Raw genomic sequence first — 19,565 nt, 5'->3', positions numbered from 1 at the left:
TGCGTTCAGGGTGTTCCTTTGGAGAGGAGCACCCTTTTTAAATTCAGGAGCTAACTTGAGGCTAATTCAGGCACGCAATTTGGGGGTCTCGCTTTTGCGCGTACCTCCAATGCCATATAGATTGTATCTATTGCCGTACACTTCACCCGGTTGGAGCGGTATTCCTGTTTGAATGCAAAAGACCAAGACCAGTAATGAAGAAGAAACCAACGGCTTAAAAGCGAGCCAACCTATGCACGTTCGCGGGCAGGGGCGACCCGCGGCGGAATTTGAGGAAGTTCTTCGACAGAAGGCTGCCATGCTTGATATGTCCCTCGATCCAATATTCGCCTGGGAGCCGGGATTTGGGATCATCGATTGGAATATGGGGGCGGAGAAGCTCTATGGCTACAGTCGCGATGAGGCGGTCGGCCGGCAAAATCATGAACTGCTTAGAAGCTTGCACCCCAAAGGTCTCGGGGAGTTCGAGAAGCGTTTGTTCGAAGATCGATCTTGGTCGGGCGAGGTTAAGCACACAACGAAAGATGGCCGGGAGCTGATAGTCGAGAGCCGTCAACAGATAATAGAATCCTGCGGACGCACCATCGTCCTTGAAAGCAATCGCGACATCACCGAACGAAAGCGGTCTGAGGGAATCCTGGAGCGCTATCGACTGCTTTCCGAAAGATCGCGTGATGTGATCTGGTTTCTGACCCCGGATCTCCGCTTCATCGAAGTGAATCAGACTGCCATTGAACTTTATGGTTATTCCCGCGAAGAATTTCTACGGATGAACATCGCGGATATTCGGCATCCATCGACACTCGCCGATCTGAAGGAACAGTTCAGATTAGCCGACGAAACTGGCGTCCATTTTGAGTCGATCCATGTCCGAAAAGACGGCAGCGAATTCCCGGTTGACGTTAATGCGAACGGTGCCGATTTTGGCGGCGAGCGTTTGGTGATGGCGATCATCCGCGACATCACCGACCGTAAAAAAAGCGACGATGCACTTCGAGCTTCCGAGGAAAGAAGAAAACTCGCTCAGGAAGCAGGTCGTGTAGGTATTTGGGACTGGAATGCGGCAACGAATCAGACATATTGGTCCGAAACAATGTGGTCCATCTACGATGAGAAACCAAGTGATGTGAACCCTGACGAGGGTTATTGGAGTTCCCACGTCCATCCGAGCGACCTGGAGCGCGTAAAACTAAACATTACGCAGACGCTCGAGTCGAATGAAACCAGATTTCACGATGAATTCCGGATCATAAAACGCGATGGAAAGATCCGGTGGCTGGAGTCTATTGCGAGCGTCACCCGCGACGACGATGGAAAAGCAACCCGAATATACGGCGTGAACCTCGACATCACTGACCGAAAGGATACCGAGGAGCGAATTAAATTAAGCGAGAATCAGCTGCGCCTTGTCACGAACGCAGTCCCGGCGTTGATCTCGTATGTTGACAGCAACGAGCGGTACCGCTTTGTAAATCAGCAGTTTAATGAGTGGTTCGGTTATGCGGCTGAGGATCTGGTGGGAAAAAAGGTTCGTGATGTTTTCGGCACTCAGGCATATCGCGTGCTGAAACCGCGGATCGATGAGGCTCTGGCCGGAAATCAGGTAACTTTCGAAACATCATTAAACTATCGGGCGGTTGGCAATCGTTATGTGCATATTTCCTATATGCCCGACATTGGCGTTGACGGGACGGTTTATGGCTACTATGGATTGACGAACGACCTCACCGACCTTAAACGTTCACAAGACCTACTGCGGTCGACTGAAGAGAGAATGGCCCTAATGGTCGAGAACCTTGCTGATTACGCTATTTTCTCGGTGGACGACGGCGGCTTGATCGACAGTTGGAATACAGGCGCTGAATTGATTTTTGGGTATGCGGCGGCCGAAGTAATAGGCCGGTCAAGCGATATACTCTTTACCACCGACGACATTGCTCGCGGCATACCACTCAAGGAGATGCGCATAGCTCGACAGAAAGGAAAGGCATTGGACGATCGGTGGTATATCCGTAAAGACGGAACGCGTTTTTACGCAAGTGGGGTCATGATGCCTCTACGGGTGGGCGAGATGCTGACCGGCTACGCAAAAATTGCGAGCGATCTAACGGAAAAGCAGCGGCGAGCGGACGAACTTCAGCGAGCCCACGATGAACTGGAACATCGGGTAAAGGCGCGTACAAGAGAACTCGCGGAAGCAAATTTGGCGCTCATTCAGGAAATGGAGGTTCGCGAGGCTGCTGAACGCCAACGTATCGATCTTCTTGGCCGTCTCGTAACTGGGCAAGAAGTTGAACGCCGGCGGATCGCTCGCGACATTCATGATCAACTCGGTCAGCGATTGACAGCTCTTCGACTAAAGATCGCGTCGCTAAAAGAGCTTTCGATCGGCCACGACGAGATATCGGCAAGGGTTGAACGTTTGCAGGAGATCGGCGGAAGACTCGATGCGGAGGTCAGCTTCCTGGCGTGGGAGCTTCGGCCCACGGCTCTTGACGATCTTGGGCTGGTAGATGCCGTCGGTGCGTTCGTAAACGAATGGTCGAGACACTACGAAATACCAGCCGACTTTCATTCTGCCGGCCTTTCTAATGTCCGGCTGAATCACGATACGGAGACGCACCTCTATCGGATCACTCAAGAGGCTTTGAATAATATCCTGAAGCATGCTGCGGCGAACTTGGTCACGGTTATGCTTGAAAAACGCCTTAATGACATGATCTTGATCATCGAGGATGATGGCTGGGGATTCGATAGCAACGCCTCGCGAGCCTCGGCAGAATCCGGTATGGGGCTGGGCCTGATCGGTATGAGCGAACGGGCCATACTCGCGGGTGGAGCACTCGAGATCGAGTCTTCTCCCGGAAAAGGTACGACGATCTTCGTGTGTGTTCCTATTTCAAATTGAGATCCGTGGATAAAATGGACCCAAAACTCAGAGTTTTAATTGCAGAGGATCATCAGACCGTCCGCGAAGGCGTTAAGCTCTTGATCGATTCGCAGCCCGATATGGAGGTTGTCGGTGAAGCAGGCGATGGCGAGGTGGCGATCCAAGAAGCTACGAGACTAATGCCCGACATCCTTCTGATGGATATATCCATGCCGAATTTAAATGGGCTTAAGGCAACAAAGAGACTTCGTTCGGTTAGGCCTAACATTAAAATATTGATACTTACGCGCCATACAGATGACGGCTATTTACAGCAGCTCATCGGTGCGGGTGCCAGCGGCTACGTCTTAAAACAGAGTGCTCCAACCGAACTTATCAACGCGATCAGAACTATTGCTGCCGGAAATGCCTATCTCGACCCAAGCCTGACTAGAAAGGTCATGGGCGGATACGTCAACCGGGCATCGTCAATGCGAGGCGAAACTAAAGGTGAGCTTTCGGATCGAGAGACTGAGGTCCTTCGGTTGATCTCTTTCGGATACAGCAACAAGGAGATCGGTGCAAAACTCGCTCTTAGCGTCAAGACTATCGAAGCCCACAAGGCGAACGCAATGCGCAAACTTGGCATTTCCAGCCGGATAGACATCGTAAAGTACGCAATACTACAAGACTGGCTTAAGGATAATTAGGTCCGGTCCATGATCCCTATTCCCATAAGACTAAGGGTTTTCCCTTAGACACATTCCCTATTTTCCCGATTTTATCTCTTCTTCGCTTCATCCATACTTATCTCATCGGATAGGCAGTGTAGTCGCGAGTGATGGAGCGGCGAAACGAAAAAGGGGTCGCCTATCCGACATTTTCAAGGGGAAGGGGCAAGGGATCGCAGGATGTGATCCCTTGCCGCCATGAAGCAAAAAGCTTGGACGTATCCCGGGAATTCAGGGCCAACGAGTTGAGGCTGACCAGCCCACAAACATTTCAGGTAAGGAGGATAAACCAAATGGATCTCAGAGAAGGTGGATCACAGTTTTTTGGCAGCGATGAGGTTTATCGCGGCTCAAAGGTTGCAGCTCCTCGGTATTATAAAACTCAAGACGTCGAGACGGCTCCGTCCAATTTAATTCTTCACTCATGTCCGGTTGAGCTGAGCAGATCACTTGCTCCCTCGCTAAAACCGGTAATGTTGCGGGCAGAGGAGTTTATCTATCAAGAAGGTGATCGCATAGATTTCATCTACTTTCCGGTGACCGCCGTCATTTCTGAGTTCAAAATGCTCGAAGACGGCCGTGCGGTTGAGATAGCAGTTACCGGTAACGAGGGGGCTATAGGGCTTTCGTTGATGTTCTCAGAAACAAAAACCTCCCAGAATTTTACGCAGGTTTCACAGGCGGGAATGGCTCTGAAACTGGATGCGATAACTTTTGGAAAGCTACTTCGGTCTAACGACACGCTCCGAAACGGCCTGAATCAGTTCGTCGATCTATACATAAAACAGATCTCTCAGAAGGCTATCTGTAACATGTATCACTCCGTAAAAGAGAGGCTCTGCACTTGGCTTCTGATGCTCCAGGACCGCTCCGGCCGCAGCACACTTAAGCTGACGCACGAGCAGATCGCTCGCACATTGGGAGTCTATCGGCCGAGCGTTACGTGTATCGCTCAAGAATTGCGAGAAATGAAGCTTATCGACTATTCGCGCGGCGGGATCTCGATCTGCAACCGCGAGCGGGTTAAGAAATCAGCCTGCACATGTTATTTGGAATTGAGCTACGCATAGATCTTATGCACTTTGTTTGCGGCCGTACCGAACGGCAGCAGTAGGGCAAGTTAGGATAGGCTTGACCCTGGCGGGAGAATCGTTTCACACCTTGAACATCCACACCAAAAATGTTCGCACGGTTTTCCCGCCTATTTTTTTGATCTATGGCAAAGATCTGATCCACTTCCACGCATATTTTCGTCGTAAGCGAATAAGCTGGAACAATCGTTTTTGATAACTTCACGCATTGATCGATTTCCTGTAGATCGACTCGCAACCAGTTGTTCCGCAATAGGAACATCATCTAAATTGGTCTTACCAATCGCGAGATATTTCAAAGTTCACTCCTCCACTATCGGATCTATGCGTCGGCTTCTCTAGTGATTCGGCGAACTTGGAGATAACCGATTAACCTGACATATTTCCCTCCAGCCGCCAATTTTCCCCGACATTTATTGATTTTTCCGCATTTTTTGTCGTTTCTGTCTTGACGAAAAACTTTTTGGGTGTAATATGTCAAATGTTCTAACAAATTCCGATAAAACGTAACTTTATCTTAAGACCGGGCCTGCACAACCCAATGATTTGAGCGGATATCTGTATTTCCTGCTTTCGTTGGAACTTCTCTTTAGATTTTTTGTTAAGTCATTTAACAATATGCGTAAGATCAATCCACGTGAATTCACACTCGCTACCCGGGGCACGTCGCGTGGTATAAACAAGCAGATCGCTCTGACCTTGATACGAACCCATCAACCGGTTTCGCGAGCCGACCTTGCTCGTCTGATGGATACGAATCGGGCGAATATCACATTCCTGGTTAACGAACTGCTCGAGGAGAATCTCGTCCGAGAAGGAGCACAGCGCGAGCAGAAGGTTCGCGGCCGCAAGCCGACTTTCCTTTATCTGAATTCTCAGAAAAGCTGCGCGGTCGCCGTTGACGTGCGGGCTTCGCGGACGTACATGATGATCACCGACTCGATCGGCCGACAGCTTGGCGAGATCGTCAGTTTTGCCACGGCTCTTGAGCCCGACAAGTTCATCGAGTCGCTCGGTTCGGAGGTTCGCAAGGCTTTAAAGACTATTGCTGCGGACGCAACATGCAGCGGAATGGGGATAGTTATTCCCGGCCTGCTCGACCGAACCGATGGCATTGTTCTGCACGCCCCTACTTTGCGCTGGAGAAATGTAAATCTGCTGCAACCGCTCCAGAAGGAATTCAACGGGATCGAGGTGCATCTGGAAAACTCCGGCAAAGCCTGTGCCCTTTCTCAAATATGGACCCCGCAAAGTGACGGCTCGGCACTCAATGACATTGTTTTTGTAAGCGTATCGGATGGTGTCGGCGTCGGAGTGGTCATAAACGGCGAGGTGGTTCGAGGCAAGCATAATACGGCGGGTGAATTCGGCCACGTACCGCTAAGCATCGACGGGCCTAAATGTTCCTGCGGAGCTAACGGCTGCTGGGAAGCATACATTTCAAATCCTGCGACGCTTTCACGTTATTTCGGCCGCAATGTCACAACGCGCGGCCCGCAAGATATGAACATAGCGGATTTCACGATCGAAGATCTGATACTCCGTGCTCGCGGCAATGACGGCAAGGCCCTGACGGCGCTTAGTTCGACCGCCCGCTATTTAGGCCTGGGCATAGCGTCGATCATAAACGCGGTCGACCCTTCGCGGGTCTATATTGGCGGAGAGATAACGGAAGCCTGGGATCTGATCGAGCAGCAGGTTCGCGATGCGATCAAAGAGAGAACGTTGACAACTGACCTGGGCCGCGTATCGATCGCGATCGTTCCTGCGAGCGAATATCCACGTCTGCGCGGAGCCGCGGCACTCGTAACCGCACCGGCCTTCGCCGCACCAAAAGTCGCTTAGAAAGAGAGATCTGGTTCCTGGAGTTTTATCAAGGCGGGGCTAAAAATGATCAGGATTGCGAACCCTTATAGCTTAGAAGGAGAAAGAAAAGAGATGAAAGAGAAAAGCCGATTTATGAGGTTGAGAGAAAAGGCGGATGGATTGAAGCAGAGCTTGGGGATATTTATGTTCCTCGCGGTTCTGTTCGCGATCCCATTAACGGTAGCGGCACAGAGTACGACGGCGACGATCGTGGGGAGTGTGACGGATCCGGGTGGGGCACAGGTGCCGAATGCTAGTATTACGGCCCGCAATGCTGACACGGGACTGAAACGCACCGTTGTTTCCGGTGAAGATGGCAGTTATCGGATCGAGTTCCTTCCGGTCGGGAAATACGTCGTCGAGGTGACGGCAACCTCGGGGTTCAAGAAGGCATTCCGCGACGGCATCGTCCTGCAGGTCAATGACACGGGCAAGGTCGACATCTCGCTCGAGGTCGGATCGGTCACCGAATCGGTCACTATCACGGGCGGAGCGGCGGAGGTCAACACCAGCAATGCCGAACTCGGCCGCACCATCCAGACCAAAGAGATCGAGAACCTGCCGCTGGTCGAGCGAAACATCTATGCCCTGCTCGATCTGACACCAGGTGTGCAGTCGAACAACAGCGGCGTTGCCACGGCTTCGGCGGCGACGAACAACCTGACACTCGGCTTTCCCGAACAGCGAACGCTCATCAACGGCGGCACCGACGGCGGAACAGGTTCGGTCAACTACTTCCTCGACGGCGGTACGAACATGACCAACCTCCGCAACACCGGCAACTCGACACCGAGCCCGGACGCCATTCAGGAGTTCAGGGTCCAAACGAACAGCTACAATGCCGAATACGGACGCTTCGCGAGCGGCATCATCAATGTTCTGACCAAGTCAGGCACGAACCAGTTCCACGGCTCGCTTTATGAGTTCACGCGTAGTCAAAAGTTCAACGCCAACGAATGGGGATCGCAGGTCGCAAAAGCTCCGTATAAGCGTAACCAGTTCGGCGGGACCATCGGCGGCCCGATCAAGCGAGACAAGAGCTTTTTCTTCTTTTCCTATTCCGGCCTGCGTCAGCTCACCAACAGGTTTCTGGCCGGAGCTGTCCTTCCCACGGCTCTGGAGCGGGCAGGCAATTTTACCCTTTCGGCAACGAAGCCCAAAGATCCGGCCACCGGGCAGAACTTCTTCTGCAACGGCGTCGAACATGTCATCTGTGCCAACCGTGTCGACCCGGTCGCCCGGAAGATCGTGGACACATATCTCCCGGCTTCCAACATCACCAATGCAAACGGCACGCCCGGTTATCAGGGCAACGTTCCAACCCCGTTCGACACCAACGAGTATCTGATCAAGCTCGATCATCAGCTCAATGAGCCTCACCGGCTTTCGTTCTCGTACTTTACGACCGCTGGTGTCACGACCGTATTCCCGGGCAGCGGCAACCTGCCGTGGGCGACTCAGAACTACAAATGGCGGCAGCATAACTTCAATGCGAGCGATGTCTGGATTCTCAGCCCGGACAAGATCAATCAGGTCTGGGTCACTTATGGACGTAACCTCGGAGGCCGTCTTAATGTCCCAAGCACCTCGCTTCGTGACCTCGGCTCGTCATTCTTCCCGCAGGGCACGCCTTCGCTGCCACAGATCAATGTTACCGGCTACTTCTCGCTCACCAACGCCATCGGCGGCCCGAGAGCCGGAACCAATCTGTATTCGATGCGTGATATCTTCAGCTGGAACGCCGGCCGTCATTCACTCAAGCTTGGCGGCGAACTTACGCTGAATAAAGATATTCAGGAAACGCTGCTCAACAACTACGGTGTTTTCACCTTTAACGCGTCGACAGCGTTCAATACGACGAACCTTACCACCAACGCGTTCGGCAACTTCCTGCTCGGTATTCCCAGTGCCGTCACGCAGGATTCACCGGTAACGGCTTACACCGACACGTGGTACGGTGCCCTGTTCGTGCAGGACGATTTCCGCGTCCATCCGCGTCTGACCGTCAACCTCGGCCTTCGCTGGGATGTACAGACACCGCCGACCGATCCTGAGAACCGTGTTGCCAACTACATTGCGGGCAAGCAGTCGGTCGTTCGTCCGAACGCACCTCCGGGGATCCTGTTCTTTGGTGACGAAGGCGTCGAACGCGGCGGCATTCCGACCAACTGGACGCACTTCTCGCCACGCTTCGGTATCGCATGGGATCCGAAGGGTGATGGCAAGACCTCGATCCGGGCTGCTGTCGGCGGCTTCTACGGCAGCATCTCGGGCAATGAGTGGAACACGCAGACCAACACGCAGCCATTCTCGACGAGGTTAACGTTCTCGAACATCAATCCGCGGACGACGACGGCCGGTGTGCCGATCGGAGCTTCGCTTAGCAATCCTTACAATGCCTTTGTCGGCGGTCCTCCGTTCCCTTACACCGGAGCCTTCCTTAACGGCGGCAGTGCATTTGCGGTCGCACAGAACTTCGGCTGGCCGCACACACTGCAGATGAACGTCTCGCTTCAGCGTCAGCTGACCAAGGACCTGACGGCCGGTGCGGCATATGTCGGAACCCTGAGCGGCGGGCTGCCGTTCGGCCGTGATATCAACTATCCGGTCCTGACCCCGACGGCGACGTCAGCCGGTGCGAACATCCTTTCGCGTCGCCCGAACCCGCTCTTTGGTGCGGTCACGCTTCTGCAGTCAGATCAGCATGCGAGCTATCATGCAGGCCAGTTTACCGCCGCATATCGGATGGCGAAACGGTTCACGATGAACGCTTACTATACGTTCAGCAAGACCCTGAGCAGCGTTCAGCTTCACAACAACACGACACAGGGCCTCGCACAGAACTACAGCCGGCTCAACCTCGAGAAGGGCCGTGCCGATACTGACCAGCGTCATGTCTTCAGCATGAGCCTGAACTTCCAGCCTGATTACTATGAAGGCTCGAACAAGGTCGTCAAGGCTATCCTCAACGGCTGGAGCATCTCGCCGATCCTCAAGCTCCGCAGCGGACGGCCGTTCACGGTCACCAATGCCAACGTCGACGCTAACCTTGACGGGGTTACTACCGACCGTGCCCAGCTCATCGGCGATCCGCACATCGACAATCCGACGGCGGCCAGATGGTTCAATACTGCTGCCTTCGCGCGCAACCTCGTTGTTACCGGCGTGGCCACGGAAGGCACGTCCCCACGCAACCTGCTCACCGGCCCCGGCTTCCAGGTAGTCGACCTCGGACTGTCGCGCGACTTCCGCTTCGGTGAGCGATTCAAAGTCCGTTTCCGTGCTGAAGGAACGAACATCTTCAACAACGTCAACTACGATCTGCCCAACGCATCCGTCCCCGCCGCCGGAACCACGTCGACCACCTTCGGCGTCATCTCCAGTGCCGGCGATATGCGCAAACTCCAGTTCGGCGCCAGGCTGACGTTCTAATCTTGAAAGAGAGTATGAGTAAGCCCAACGGCTTACTCATACTCTCTTTTCTGACCTTATTTGAAGGCCTGGTTGTATTGCCAGACCTATAATGTATCTGCGAAATTAATACATATGCTGTTTAGCAAAAACCCTTCCACCAGCCGGTTGATCGTCTGCCTCGCAGTGGTCGCAATTCTGGCGTTTCAGGCGTCGGCCCAAACGGTGAAAACCGCCGAACTAAAGGCTGAAGGCCGCGAGTTTTTAGCTCGCGAGATCGCTGCACATTTCGGCGATATCAAATCGCTGCAATCTCCGCCCGATCGAGTATTCAATGCTCTGACCGTCGGCGATTTCTCGTGGGGCAGTTTTGCACGAGCTCTTGCTGCTCAGGCAGATGTCGGAGGTAGCCGCATTATCGCCGGTAAAGACACGGCGCGAGCGATCGCTGAGATCGGACTTATCGAATCACGCAAAGGCGGCAAATCATTCTCTCAACTCTATTCGACGCTCGCTCTTCGGCACTACGGGAACGATCTTTCAAAAAATGCCGTCTGGCAAAGCATGAACGATGCCGAACGAAAAGAGTGGAATTCCCTGCTCGACCCAACTAGATTTTATGACCCCAAAACCAGAAAGGTGATCGACCTGCCCGAAAATTACCTTGGCGTAGCGGCTCGAGTTGCCGCAATGAGCTATCAAATGGGCGTGCTGAAAGAACGCTCGTTCCTTGATTCCGTTGTTGAAAGCGCTGCTAAACAGTTCACGGATGGAGCTATCTACGCCGACGATAATCCACCGACCGGACGCTATGACAGGTATTCGAACGAATACGCCAGATTTTGCTGGGACGCGGCCGAGATCGCGCGCCGCAAAGACATCACGGCAAAGCTCAAAAACACTCTCAAGATCCAAATGAAGCTCTGGTGGGACCTGGTCTCGCCTGAAGGCTACGGCTACAATTGGGGCCGCAGCCAAGGACTTGTCAGCTATCTCGACACGATGGAGATTGTCGCGTTTCTCGGAAAACACTCTGAGTTTCGGCCGGCTCCTCTAACCGAACTCGCGGCCCTGTACAACCAGGCGTGGCGTTGGATCCGTGCGGATTATAACGACACGACGCATATGTTCCGGGTCTTTGATTTCGGCCGAGGCAATTACGCCTATATCAACCCCAGCCGCGAATGGCAGCAAACCGGAACCGGCCTCGGCAAGATCATCATGGCCCACGCGGAGTTCATGCCGATCCTCGAAAAGGAAGGAGTCTTAAGCTTTCCGGCAAAGCCGGCGCTCCCAAACGTCGCCAGATTTGAGTTCTTTGCAAAAGGTGATAAGCAGGAAGGCGTATGGCTTTTTCGCGAAGGCAATCTAAGATTTGCCCTGCCGATCACGGTCGGAACGAAGCCAGCGATCGCGGATTACCTTCCAGCTCCCTTCGGCATTTCAGGATTCTCGGCTCCGGTTGAAGAAGTCTATCCGTCGTTCGTGCCGTTTGTTACCCTCGCGGACAAGAAGGTTTACGCTGCAGCCGACGGAGCCGATTCGATCACGCCGGGAAAAGACGGCCGGTCACTTAAATTCTCAAATACAAAATGGGCTCAGATCGGCAGCAAATCTGGCGAGAGATTCGATACAGGCCTGAAAAGCGATGTCGAGTTCAACATCAAGAACGGTGTGCTTATCCGCCGCGAGACAGTAACCGCCGCCCGCGACGTTGAGATCAGGGAATGGAAATTCGTCTTTCCTTCAACCGCAACTTCGGTAAACGAAACGCGGCAGAACAATGCCCGCATTTTTAACCTCGACGGTCGCGAAGGCCACACAATTGTTACTTTTCAGCTAAATGACGGACAGGATATTCGCATTTTTGCCGCCGGTGACGGTAAACTCAGCAAGGGCGTTCTTGGAGCAATTCCGCTTCATCTCATCGCTGAAAAGGCTAACATGAAACTCGCCGCCGGCCAGAAATTTAGCTGGGAGATCAGCATCGAGCCAAAGTAATCGAAACAGGAAAATTCACCCTATTTTATGATCGCAAACGAAGTTCAACTATCTGCATTGGTAACCGATTGGAACAAGGTGACGGTCACCGAACCGGCTCCGGGCATTAAGCGTCAAATGGTAGTCGGCCAAAACGTTATGATGTGCCGCTTTACGTTCGAGCCGTTTCTGGTAACTCCGGAGCATACGCACCCGCACGAGCAGATGACTCTGGTCGTCAAAGGAAAGGTAAGGTTTTTTATTGATGGGGTGGAGAATATCGTCTCGGCAGGCGACGTGCTGCACTTCCCGCCGAATAACCGTCACGGCGCGACGATGATGGACGAAGAGGTCGTCTTGATCGACATCTTTTCGCCAATTCGGGAAGATTTTTTGAAATAGCGAGTACTGACGGTATTGCTCGATCGTTGACTATGAAGAACCCAGTCGCTACCGCTCACGCATCTGACGCGGTCAATCTTTGGACGGTTCGACGAGGTAGAGATCGCGTCCTGCTCGCTCGACAATTAGCGTGTCTGGGTCGTCTTTGAAATTGGCAGCGTCGAAGGTTTTGTAGTCGAGATAATCGAGATTTACGCGGCGGCACGTTTGTTCATCAACCTGGGAGGCGAGGACGATGCGGTATTTAGTGACGAACTTGCCATCGTCCGCCCTTCGCCCGGCGTAGGAAACGTGCGCAAGATGCGCGGCTACGCATAGATTGGCTTGCAGCTCGACGGATTCTGCGACCAGCTCTTTGATATTTTCGATCGGAGCATAGCCACCAAAGCGTTCAATATCATGGCCGTGAGTTTCGGAAATGCACCAGAGTTTTGGAGCGTAAATGATAAGTTCTCCGCCCGGTTCGATGATCGCTCCGAGCCGATAACTCGCCTTTCCGCCGAGCCAAAGGTCTTCGTAATGTTCATCCAGGAGAGCCACCACGCGTTTGTACCGGCGGCCTGTGTATTTGATATGGACGTGACGGCTTACTTCGGCAGCATAACGCAGCGAAGGACGATAGTCGCCGCCGAAAATGGCGTGGGTTCGCAAACGGTCTTCGTTCGTTCTCGAGATCACCGATGTAAAGGTAATGACCTTTGCCGTAATGCGATCAGCCGCAGCCTCGATCAGGTGGCGGGTCGGAGTTTCGATACGGCCGATTATCTTTTCGATAGTGGCGAGAGCGGCGAGCCAGTGGGTTTTGTGTGTTAGCTGTGCTCCGGCGATGCCAGGGAAAAAATACTTCGCACCACCGGCAAATCCGGCAACCTCGTGCGGAACGGTGGCACCGAAGATCAGGATCACGTCATAAACGCTCGGAGCGGCGAGACGATTGATGGCAAGCGGGATCGATTCGTTGAACAAACCGGCAGTGATGCGGCTGACCTCGTCGGCGGGAAGTTCGCCGATGTTTACAAGATCCTCGGGCGTATCCCAGCGGTGGTCGAAGATGTGGCCCAGATTCGGGATATCCGCAAAGCTTTTGGCACCGATCTTTGTCAATTTTTCCGCCTCGGTCATGGGCGAATGCGTGCCTTGGGCAACGAGAGCGTCGATCTGCGTGACGCCATTTGCGGCCAAAGCAGCGGCGGCCTGCGGAAAAAGGATATGAGTATTATCATCACGTGTCTTGTCCGGAATTATCGCGAGCACACGCGAACCGGACGGAACTCCGGTCAGGGCCTCCTCGACGATCTGACGCATTTCGTCAACGGTGAGATCGCTCTCTGGTGAGCCACTGCCGACGATAAAAGGTTCTTTTTCGTTTGATGAAGTCATTGAACAAATTAATTCTAACGCATTACGCTAATCTCAGCGTTCTCTGTGAATAACTCAGCGGCCTCTGCGTTAAAAACCAATTTCACGCAGAGAACACAGAGGAGGACGCGAAGTTGGCTGAGTGCAAAGCTTTGATAAATATATGTACACCAAAACCTACTACGCAACGGACCCCCAATCTTTAGCCGGCACCTCGAATGAGGATCTGCAGTCGCGATATCTTATCAACGACCTCTTCGTCGACGGCGAAATCCGGCTTAACTACCTACATTACGAACGCTTCGTCATTGGCGGAGCCGCACCGGTCGATTCGCCGGTTTCGCTGCCGCTTCAGGCCGAGCCAGCGTCCGTAAAAGATCATCCATACCTCGAACGCCGCGAAATGGGTGCGATCAATGTCGGCACGACAAACGGATCTATCACGGTCGATGGTGTTCGTTACGAGCTTGCTCCGAAAGACGGACTTTACATTCCGATGGGCTCGAAGGACGTAACTTTCGAATCGGCTGACGCAGCAAATCCGACCCGATTCTACCTCGCCTCGACTCCGGCTCACGCGCGGTTTGAGGTCAAACACATTTCCATTGAACAGGCAGTTCCGCTTGAACTTGGTTCGACTGAGACGGCGAATGAGCGAACTGTTTACCAGTATGTCGTCCCCGCCGTCTGCCCTTCGTCGCAGTTACTTTTGGGCTTGACAGTGATGAAGCACGGAAGCGTCTGGAACACTTGCCCGCCGCACCTTCACGATCGCAGATCTGAGGTTTATTTCTATTTCGACCTCAAGGAAAAGCAGCGGATCATGCATTTCATGGGCCAGCCTGACAACATGCGGCACATCGTAATGGACAACAACCAGTCGGTCGTTTCCCCGCCGTGGTCGATCCATATGGGCGTCGGCACGACGAATTATGCGTTCATCTGGGCGATGGGCGGTGAAAATCTCGATTACACGGACATGAACGTCCTCGACATCTGCCAACTTAGATAATTAAGATTTGGCTTTTAAGCACGTCTTCCTGATATAAAAGGTAAGTAAATATGAAAATTAGACATCTTTGCCTTTTGCTGATCCTCTTGTCGTTGGCGGCCGGTTCGTTCGGCCAGAGCTCTGACATCTTTAAGCGGAAAAACATCGAGGCCAGAATGATGTCCGTGACCCGCTGGCAGCTCGCTAATCCGAAGCACGAACTGTACGACTGGACGAACGGGGCATTCTATGCAGGCGTGTTCGCCGCCTACGAAACGACAAAATCGCCGGAGATCATGACCGCTCTTATGGCGATGGGCGAGAAAAACGGATGGAAGCCGGGGCCACGTTTTGATCACGCCGACGACATCGTAATAAACCAAACCTATCTCGATCTTTATCGGTTGAAAAAAGACAAAAAGATGCTCCAGCCGACGATCGATGTCGTGGAACGGCTTAAGAAGGAAACCGGCAACGAGGTAAGGAAAAACGGAATTACTTGGTGGTGGTGCGATGCCCTTTTCATGGCTCCGCCGACGCTCGCGAAGCTTGCGAAGATCACCGGCGATAAGTCATATCTCGACCTAAACGACCGCCTTTTTCAGGAAACCTACGATCGTCTTTACAACAAAGACGAAGACCTCTACGCCCGCGATGCATCATATTTGATCGCCTCCGACGGCACCGGAAGACGCGAAGCCAACGGCAAACGGATCTTCTGGAGCCGCGGAAACGGCTGGGTTCTCGGCGGACTCGTTCGTCTCCTGCAGGAACTTCCGAGTAATCACGCTAAACGAGAATTCTATCTCACGCAGTACAAGGAAATGGCGGCGAAGATCCTGACGCTTCAGCAATCGGACGGCCTTTGGCGTTCAAGCTTGCTCGATTCGGATTCGTTTCCCGGCGGAGAGGCAAGTGGTTCCGGTTTTCATACGTACGCGATGGCTTGGGGGATCAACAACAAGATACTCGACAGGAACAAATACCTCCCAGCGGTGAAAAAAGCATGGACGGGACTTAACACGCTCGTGCACGAAGACGGAAAGGTTGGCTGGACCCAACCGATCGGTGCCGACCCCCGACGCAACTTCACGGCGGAAAGCTGGGAAGTCTATGGTGCGGGTGCTTACCTACTAGCCGGTTCGGAAGTTGTAAAGCTGAAGCTTTGATCACCGTACGCAACTGCTTGGTAGATTCTGCACTCCGGCGTTTGGAGAAATTAATGGGGCATTGCGCGAAATAGTTCGCAGTTAGTTCATCGCCAGGCCTTGATTCTTTAACTATGAGCACAAAAACTCCGACATAAAACTTGCGAACTAAAACCCGGAGGCCCGTATGTGTAATAAGAATCAAAAGAGCAGCTGGATCATTCTTCTTAGCTTAGCTTTGGCTGTAACCTCAACAACTTTTGGACAAAGCGATGAAAAGGACATTCATGTAGGACTTAAGGGAGGCGTCAGTATACCCAATCTGGTCGGCGACGGAGCCGAAGAGATCACACGTGATTATAAATCGCGTTTCACTTATAATTTCGGCGGATTTGTCGATCTTGGGTTAACGCGGCGACTCTCGATTCAAACTGAGGTTAACTACGCCCCGCAGGGCGGAAAACGTGACGGTATTCAGCCGATAACGCAAGTGATCCCCGGGCTTCCCGTCCTGCCCGCGGGATCTTATTTTTACGCCAATTTTAAGAACACCGCAAAACTTGAATATATCGAAGTCCCGGTGCTTCTTAAATACACCTGGCGTCGCGAGAATGGCCCACATTTTTATGTAAACGGCGGACCTTATGCCGGTTTCCTGATCAAAGCAACGCAGGTAACCCGCGGCACGAGCACTATTTACTTGAACAAAACTGGAACACCGCTTCTTTTGCCGCCGGCTGGAACACCGATCCCGCCGCTCTCATTTGACGCAGATACCGACGTCACTGACAGCCTGAATCGATTTAATTTCGGTCTGACAGGCGGAGGAGGGATCAAATTCCCAATTGGGAAAAACTACTTTTTTGTCGACGCCCGAGCGGCCTACGGCCTCAGAACTCTTCAGAAGAATACGGCTACCGACGGAAAAAGCAAAACAGGCGATCTAATTATCTCGGTTGGTTATGCGTTCAAGATAAAAGGCCGTTAGGACTTGATACAGTGGGCTTTGCAGGAGGCTCATTAGTTGGCGTCCGCTTCGTCTGTGGTCTGTCCCGCTCTTTGTGCGGCAAAATAAGTAATAAAGACTAGTAGGGAAATACAACTATGCTTCGAAATATAATTGGCGTTTTCCTGACATGTTTACTGACTGGATCGTTCTGTTTTATCTTAGCTCAGCCGCGAAATCAGATCAGCGGCAAACGGATAGTCCTGTCTCTTAAAGCTAATTGGCGTTTCTCGGGCAATGACGATCCGACCTTTAAGGATGCGGATTTTGATGACAGTGGCTGGCAAAAGGTCAACTTGCCGCACACCTGGAATGACAAGGACACTTTCGACGATGAACCCGGCTATCGACGCGGCGCGAGCTGGTATCGCCGAGAGCTACCGCTTGGCGCGGATCTCGTTGGCAAACGTCTGTATCTGTATTTCGAAGGAGCAAATCAGGTCGCCGAGGTTTACGTAAACACCAACCTGGTCGGGAAGCATATTGGCGGATACACGGCGTTCGCATACGACATCACGGACGACATCACGCTGATGAAGCCCAATTTCATATCGGTTCGCGTGGACAACAGCTTCAATGCCGACATCGCCCCGCTCTCCGGCGATTTCAATATGTATGGCGGCATCTACCGCGATGTCTGGCTCATCGCAGCGGACGATCTGCATTTCAAGATCGATGATATGGCTGCGTCGGGGCTTCAGATCTCTACGCCCGAATTGGATGAAAAGGCGGGAAAGGTTCGTGTTCGCGGTACCGTTTCAAATACAGGCCGAAAAGCCGCAGAAGTTGAGGTGATCAGCCGAATTCTTGATGCAAAGGGCCGTGAAGTGAGATCGACGGTTTCTAAATTATCGGTCGATTCAAAAGGTGAAAAGCTATTCGACCACATCACAAGCTCGATCCCAACTCCGCATCTCTGGTCGCCGGACGATCCTTATCTTTACCGCGTGCAAAACATCATCCGGCAAAACGGCAAAGTCGTTGATATCAAAACCGAACCATTAGGCTTTCGCTGGTTCCGGTTCGACGCCAACACCGGTTTTTATCTGAACGGGAAACACCTAAAGCTACAAGGAACGAACCGCCATCAAGATTACAGAGGCCTTGGAAATGCGGTTCCCGACAAGCTACACATCCGCGATATGGAGTTGATGAAAGACGCCGGTTTCAATTTCGTCCGGCTTGCCCATTATCCGCAGGATCCGTCGGTATTGGAGGCCGCTGATCGGTTGGGATTGATGATCTGGGAGGAGATCCCGCTCGTAAACTACGTCACAGAATCCCGGGCGTTCACTGACAACGCCGCTTCGATGCTAAAGGAAATGATCCGCCAGCACCGCAATCATCCGTCGGTGATCATGTGGGGCTATATGAACGAAATATTCCTGCATCCGCCGAACGTTCCGAAAAGCGTCTTTCCAGCGACCGTTGAACTCGCCAAAACCCTCGATTCTATCGCAAGGACCGAAGACCCGACTCGTTTGACCACCATCGCTTTCCACGGCAGCGACGTTTACAACACGTACGGCCTAGGCGAGATCGCTCAGGTTGTTGGCTGGAACCTTTACAAAGGCTGGTATGGCGGAACAATCGAGGAATTTGGATCGTTCATGGACGAGCAGCATAGGAAATATCCAGATCGAGTACATTTCATAAGCGAATATGGTGCAAACGGCGACCAGCGGCTGCATTCGACCAGTCCTCGAAGGTTTGATTCAACAACGGAGTACCAAAGACTCTTTCACGAATCGTATTTGAAACAGATCAATGATCGCCCGTACATTTCGGGTAGCACGATCTGGAATCAATTCGATTTCGGAGCCGAGCAGCGAGGCGAAACGATCCCGCACCTTAATCAAAAAGGAATGTACACCTACGACCGTGTGCCGAAGGATATTCATTTCTTTTACAAATCGAGTTTCTCGAAGGAACCCGTCCTGCATATCGCCGTAAATGATCGTAGGTATTTTTCCAGCCTGCCAGACCAACAGCACACGATCGATGTCTATCTAAATATACCCGAAGCCGAGCTATCGCTCAATGGCGTGTCGATTGGAAAGAAAACAAACTTGGGCGGAAACAAAGTGAGTTGGGATCTCAAGCTTCGCAATGGCCTTAACAAACTCGTTGCCACCGGGCGGAGCGAAGGCAAGATCATCAAAGATACTGCGACCGTCAATTTCAGATCTGTCACGGTTCGGTCAAACGAGATCGCTATAAACGTCGGATCGAATGCTGATTTTACCGACGAGAGGAATGTGGTCTGGCTGGCGGACAAAGCATACTCCGCTGGAACCTGGGGATTCCTTGGCGAAAGATCGAAGTTTGTATATTCGCAGCCTCCGGATAGGAATATTCTTGGAACGGTGCACGATCCATTGTTTCAGACAATGCAGGAAGGCTTGTCTGGATACAGATTTGACGTACCTGATGGCGAATATAATCTTGAGCTGCTGTTTGCGGAGAGAAAAGTTGAGGTTGGCGGAAATCGGATCTTTGATGTTAAGGCCAATGGGAAAATGCTCCTGGAAAAGCTAGATATCGTCTCACGCGTCGGTTTCAACCGCCCGTATACGTACGTGGCCAAAGTTACGGCTTTGAATGGTCTTTTGATCGAATTCACCCCACAGGTCGGCGATCCGATCCTCTCAGGTATCCGCCTGACAAGATCGTCAAAAAGATAAATTGCCCATTTTTCGTCCAGTTTAGAA

Annotated in this window: 12 protein-coding genes; 11 read left to right on the top strand and 1 reads right to left on the bottom strand. The window is 52.5% G+C overall.

What is annotated here, in order from left to right; genetic code table 11:
* Nucleotides 1-172 precede the first annotated feature (172 nt).
* The 7 genes from IPG22_15810 (at nt 173) to IPG22_15780 (ending at nt 12,350) form a co-directional block, all read left to right on the top strand.
* Nucleotides 173-2,908, top strand: a complete 2,736-nt coding sequence (locus tag IPG22_15810; protein ID MBK6589755.1) for a PAS domain S-box protein — start codon at nt 173-175, stop codon at nt 2,906-2,908.
* Between the two features lie 14 nt (nt 2,909-2,922).
* Nucleotides 2,923-3,579 (top strand): response regulator transcription factor, encoded by a 657-nt coding sequence (locus tag IPG22_15805; GenBank protein ID MBK6589754.1) that lies wholly within the window; start codon nt 2,923-2,925, stop codon nt 3,577-3,579.
* 314 nt (nt 3,580-3,893) lie between these two features.
* Nucleotides 3,894-4,670, top strand: coding sequence for a Crp/Fnr family transcriptional regulator (locus IPG22_15800; protein ID MBK6589753.1), 777 nt, complete (start codon nt 3,894-3,896; stop codon nt 4,668-4,670).
* Between the two features lie 639 nt (nt 4,671-5,309).
* On the top strand, nt 5,310-6,536 hold the full coding sequence (locus IPG22_15795; GenBank protein MBK6589752.1) for an ROK family transcriptional regulator: 1,227 nt from the start codon (nt 5,310-5,312) through the stop codon (nt 6,534-6,536).
* A gap of 165 nt (nt 6,537-6,701) precedes the next feature.
* Nucleotides 6,702-9,989, top strand: coding sequence for a carboxypeptidase regulatory-like domain-containing protein (locus tag IPG22_15790; GenBank protein ID MBK6589751.1), 3,288 nt, complete (start codon nt 6,702-6,704; stop codon nt 9,987-9,989).
* Nucleotides 9,990-10,103: 114 nt separating this feature from the next.
* A complete protein-coding gene (locus tag IPG22_15785; protein ID MBK6589750.1) occupies nt 10,104-11,969 on the top strand; it encodes a hypothetical protein in 1,866 nt (621 codons plus the stop codon).
* A gap of 27 nt (nt 11,970-11,996) precedes the next feature.
* Nucleotides 11,997-12,350, top strand: a complete 354-nt coding sequence (locus IPG22_15780; GenBank protein ID MBK6589749.1) for a cupin domain-containing protein — start codon at nt 11,997-11,999, stop codon at nt 12,348-12,350.
* Between the two features lie 72 nt (nt 12,351-12,422).
* On the opposite strand, the gene IPG22_15775 is transcribed toward IPG22_15780, so the two are convergent.
* The gene (locus IPG22_15775; protein ID MBK6589748.1) at nt 12,423-13,730 is read right to left on the bottom strand and encodes a DUF2088 domain-containing protein; all 1,308 of its coding nucleotides are present in this window, start codon (nt 13,728-13,730) and stop codon (nt 12,423-12,425) included.
* Between the two features lie 142 nt (nt 13,731-13,872).
* Here IPG22_15775 and kduI point away from each other — a divergent pair, with 142 nt between their 5' ends.
* From kduI to IPG22_15755, 4 genes are all read left to right on the top strand, one after another.
* Nucleotides 13,873-14,721 carry a 5-dehydro-4-deoxy-D-glucuronate isomerase gene (gene kduI / locus IPG22_15770; protein ID MBK6589747.1) on the top strand — a complete coding sequence of 283 codons (849 nt, stop codon included), beginning with the start codon at nt 13,873-13,875 and terminating at the stop codon, nt 14,719-14,721.
* 50 nt (nt 14,722-14,771) lie between these two features.
* Nucleotides 14,772-15,869: a glycoside hydrolase family 88 protein gene (locus IPG22_15765; GenBank protein ID MBK6589746.1), complete on the top strand. Its 1,098-nt coding sequence runs from the start codon at nt 14,772-14,774 to the stop codon at nt 15,867-15,869.
* Between the two features lie 166 nt (nt 15,870-16,035).
* Nucleotides 16,036-16,836 carry a PorT family protein gene (locus tag IPG22_15760; GenBank protein MBK6589745.1) on the top strand — a complete coding sequence of 267 codons (801 nt, stop codon included), beginning with the start codon at nt 16,036-16,038 and terminating at the stop codon, nt 16,834-16,836.
* 116 nt (nt 16,837-16,952) lie between these two features.
* A complete protein-coding gene (locus tag IPG22_15755) occupies nt 16,953-19,538 on the top strand; it encodes a DUF4982 domain-containing protein (protein MBK6589744.1) in 2,586 nt (861 codons plus the stop codon).
* Nucleotides 19,539-19,565 lie beyond the last annotated feature (27 nt).

The organism is Acidobacteriota bacterium, from assembly GCA_016703965.1.
Lineage (GTDB): Bacteria > Acidobacteriota > Blastocatellia > Pyrinomonadales > Pyrinomonadaceae > OLB17.
Note: the sequence above shows the minus strand (reverse complement) of the source record. Positions and strands in the feature narration are given on the sequence as shown.